We start from the raw sequence: 3,871 nt of genomic DNA, 5'->3' as shown, positions 1-3,871 counted from the left end.
TCAGGCTGCCGGGATGGCCGGTTCTGGCTCGGCAGGAGGCAACTCCGGTGCCGGTGCGGGCTGAGGCAGAAAGTCGATGACCCTCCAGGTCTTAGCATCAGGCGAGCCGTAGGCCAGTAGCCACCGTTCGGGCACGGTTTGGGGCTCTGCGTCAGGCGAGCGCTGCGTAGCAACAGTTTGTGCCTTTTGGTGGGCCAAGGTGAGCTGAAAGGGATCCCCTTTGCGGCGATAAGGACGGCGGGATCCCGGCGGCTTCACGATCAGGGTGTAGGTACCGCTGAGGTGATGGCCTTCCAGCGTTTCTCCTGTTCTTGCGGAGCAACAGGCCAACAGCAAAGGTTCACGGCGATCCCGACGGATTTTCACATCTTGCACTTCCAGCCGGGCCGACAACTGCTCACTGCCCACCAAGGAGGCCACCGGCTCGGACAAATGAGCGATCTGATAGGCAAGGGCCTGCTGCACAATCGGCTTGGGCGGCCTGGGGCCGCAGCCGGCCAGCAGCCCCACCAGCACAATGGCCACAAGGCCGAGGATCCTGCGAATTCCGCCGCGCCAAGCCGATCCCCGCCACCTCTCCCCCGGTTGTGGCATCGCTTCTCGTAAGGCCATCAGATGGTCACTAAGGTGGGGTGTTGCTTCAAGTATTCCGTATTCACGCCGGACTCGCGGGTGAGGGCCACCAGACCGGTACGGGCGATCTCGCGGATGCCAAAGCTGGTCAACATCTTGATGATCGCCACCATTTTGCCCGGATCCCCGGTCACCTCGAGGGTCAAAGACTCCTCCGCCACATCCACAATCCGGGCACGAAACATTTGGGCGACATCCATGATGGCGGAGCGGGTCTCGGGGCTGGCATTCACCTTGACCAGCATCAGCTCCCGTTCCACACAGGGGACGTGGGTGATATCGGTAACTTTTAGCACATCGATGAGCTTGTAGAGCTGCTTCGTCATCTGCTCCACGTCGTGCTCATCTCCCTGCACCACCATGGTGATGCGAGAGATCCCCGGTCGTTCGGTGGGGCCGACGGTGAGGCTGTCGATGTTAAAGCCGCGACGGGCAAACATCCCCGCGATGCGGGTTAAAACGCCAGGCTGATCCTGCACAAGGGCGCTGAGGGTGTGTTTCACGGTAACCAAAGAGAGAGCTACGCAGAGGATAGGGAAGCAAAAGAGAGGTTGGGAAACGACCGTACCCTGAGGAAATTTTACGCCAATTTTGCGGGAGTGTTTTTTCTATTGCTCTGCCCACCCGGCCTCGGCAACCGCAGAGAATACAGAGGGTATGTAAGGCCGCGCAGCCTCTAACTCTGCAAAGACCCGCGCGTAACCCCCAATTGGCTATGTAGCTTCAGCTCGCGCCACAGCTGGGATCCGCTCATCCGGCCTTGGAGAAGCTGTTGATAGCAGCGCAAGGTTTGCCGGATCTGCTCGGGGGATTCCTGCAAGAACTCAATGCGCAGATATCGCAACCCCAGATCCAGCAGTTTTGGCACATGCTCGGCCCCGGTTTGGGCTTTGCCGTTGTAGAGAGTGTTGCGGCAGCCGGCATCGGCTTTCAAAATGTGCTCGACATTGGCCCTATCCCTCAGCCTCACCTCGTGTTTTTCGCAGGGACGGCCACAATTGGTGTAGTCGGTGCCGCGGGACAAAAAAGCGCAGAAGACGCAGTGCTCCATGTGGAACATGGGCATGTGCTGGTGGATGGTGACCTCGTACCAGTGGGCGGGGCCGGCCTGGAGCAGGGATCCCAGTTGCTCGTGGTTGAGGTCATAGGAGGCCGTCAGGCGCTCCAAGGGGTAGCGGCTTTTGAAATAGTGGGCGGTGATGGGGTTGGCCACGTTCAAGGAAAAATCGCCGATGCAGCGCTGGCCGGCAAAAAAGCGCAGGTGGTCGTAGTTGCGCACCAGATAGCCATCGGCTCCTGCTGCCAACACCTGTTTGAGGATCCAGCTTTCTCCCGGCTTGGTGATGCGGGGCGGGGCCGCCCACAGCTCCACCTCAGGGTGAGCGGCCTTGGTGGCGCGGATAACTTCCCGGTAGCGGCGGGGATCCTCCAACTCCAGGTAGATCTGCCGGATGCCACAGGCAATTGCCGCCGGCAACTGCTCTGGATCCCGCACCAGCACCACCAGTTGGGGCGATCCCCTTTCCGGTTGCTCCGGGGCGGGCAGCAGATCTGGCCAGCGAGCTTCAGGGTTGAGCTGCCAGCGGCGGGGCCGAGCCCACAGCGCCTGCAACTGCTCCACGGCTTGGCGCCGCATTTGGTTGAGGACGCTCAGCGGCAGCATCACCTCTCCTTCCAGGGCATTGTGCAGGGATCCCAACTTGAACGGGGTGGAACCCAAACGACCCAGTTGCTGCCGCAGCTTCTCGTCGGTGAGGGGTTGGTGATGGGCAGGCTGCAAAGGCACCGGCGAATCCACCCGCACCACGTGGCCCTCTTCATCCCGCAGGATCAGCGTCAGGGGCAAGCCGGCCTGGCCGTGAACTTCCAGGTGGACGGGGCGTTGAAAGCGAGGCTGATCCCCGGCATAGCTCTGGCGCAGGCGTTTCTCCAGCTCCGGGTCGCTGGTCTTCCAGAGGCGATCCCCTGGCCGCAGGCGTTTGAGGTCAATGGCCCCCTGGGCAAAGCCAAGCCAGGCCAGCCCCTGCTTCTTGTGCACGCGGTAAACCCGCCCCCCCTGCTCCGGCTCTCCCTGGTCGAACACCACGCCATCGCCCGGCTTGAGGGGAGCCTGCAGGCGCACCCCCACCTGATCCCCTTCGATCCGCAGCACCTGCCCCAGGTAAACCCCCCGCTTCTTGCCAAAACGGGCATGCACCAGCTCTTGGTTGTTGATGCCCCGCAGCCAGCCGGTATACAGCCCGCGGGAAAAGCTCATCTCCAGCTCATACCACTCCTGAGCTGAGGGCTGCCACGCCTGACCTGCCCCCAAGGCATCCAAGGCCTGGCGATAGATGCGCGTTACATTGGCTACATACTCCGGCGATTTCAAACGACCCTCAATTTTTAAGCAGTGGATCCCCAGCTTGACCAGCTCCGGCAGCACCTCCAGACCGGCCAGATCTTGGGGGCTGAGCAGATACCGCTTCTCCCCCAGATCGCGCCGCATCCCGTCTACCACCAGCTCGTAGGGCAGGCGGCAGGCCTGGGCACATTCTCCGCGGTTGGCCGAACGTCCTCCCAGCGCCTCGCTGGTCAGACATTGCCCGGAATAGGCCACGCACAACGCCCCGTGCACGAAGATTTCCAAGCAGATGGGGAATCCCTTCTCTTCCAGATGGGCGCGGATCTTGGCCATCTCCTTGAGGGAACACTCCCGCGCCAGCACCACCACCTCACAGCCCAACTCGGCGGCAAACTCTGCCCCGATACCGCTGGTGACGGTCATCTGCGTCGAGGCGTGGATGGGGAAATCGGGAGAAAGATGACGGATCAAGCGTGCGATGCCAATATCCTGGACAATGACCGCATCCACCCCCGCCGCGATCATCGAGCGGATGTACCGCTCCGCTTCCTCCAGCTCCCCCGGAAAGACCAGAGTATTCAAAGTTACATAGCCTCGCACCCCCCGCTGATGCAGCCAAGCCATCAGCTCCGGCAAATCTGCCTCTGTGAAGTTGCGGGCGCGTAGGCGGGCGTTGAACCGCTCCAGCCCGAAGTAAATGGCATCGGCCCCGTTTTCTACCGCTGCCTTGGCACACTCCCAATCTCCTGCCGGCGCCAGCAGCAGCGGCAGCGCGACGGGCAAAGCCGCCGCCGCAGAACTTGTCCCAGACGTTTTCATCGCCCCACCCGGAGCAAAAGGGATCCTTTCCCATTCAAAAGCAAAAAACCTGAGGAAGGGATCCCCTTTCCCAGG

General features: G+C 61.7%; 3 protein-coding genes. All 3 read right to left on the bottom strand.

Annotation, left to right across the window (positions count from 1 at the left end; translation table 11 throughout):
- The 3 genes from NW853_RS01815 to NW853_RS01805 all read right to left on the bottom strand — a co-directional run bounded on the left by NW853_RS01815 (position 1) and on the right by NW853_RS01805 (position 3,796).
- Complete coding sequence (locus NW853_RS01815; RefSeq protein WP_414347396.1) at positions 1–525, bottom strand: hypothetical protein; 525 nt, start codon at positions 523–525, stop codon at positions 1–3.
- An 86-nt stretch (positions 526–611) separates the two neighbouring features.
- Complete coding sequence (gene ilvN, locus NW853_RS01810) at positions 612–1,136, bottom strand: acetolactate synthase small subunit (RefSeq protein WP_414333369.1); 525 nt, start codon at positions 1,134–1,136, stop codon at positions 612–614.
- 173 nt (positions 1,137–1,309) lie between these two features.
- Entirely contained in the window at positions 1,310–3,796 is a 2,487-nt protein-coding gene (locus NW853_RS01805) for a DUF3656 domain-containing U32 family peptidase (protein WP_414347393.1), read from the bottom strand.
- Between the last annotated feature and the right edge of the window lie 75 nt (positions 3,797–3,871).

Source organism: Synechococcus sp. H55.11 (genome assembly GCF_047462475.1).
Taxonomy (GTDB): domain Bacteria; phylum Cyanobacteriota; class Cyanobacteriia; order Thermostichales; family Thermostichaceae; genus Thermostichus.
The sequence above is the reverse complement of the archived record's forward strand: the minus strand, read 5'-3'. Positions and strand labels throughout refer to the sequence as shown.

Bases quoted from the DNA above. Each gene is read 5' to 3' on its own strand.
- NW853_RS01805 (WP_414347393.1), bottom strand. From the start codon at position 3,796: ATGAAAACGTCTGGGACAAGTTCTGCGGCGGCGGCTTTGCCCGTCGCG.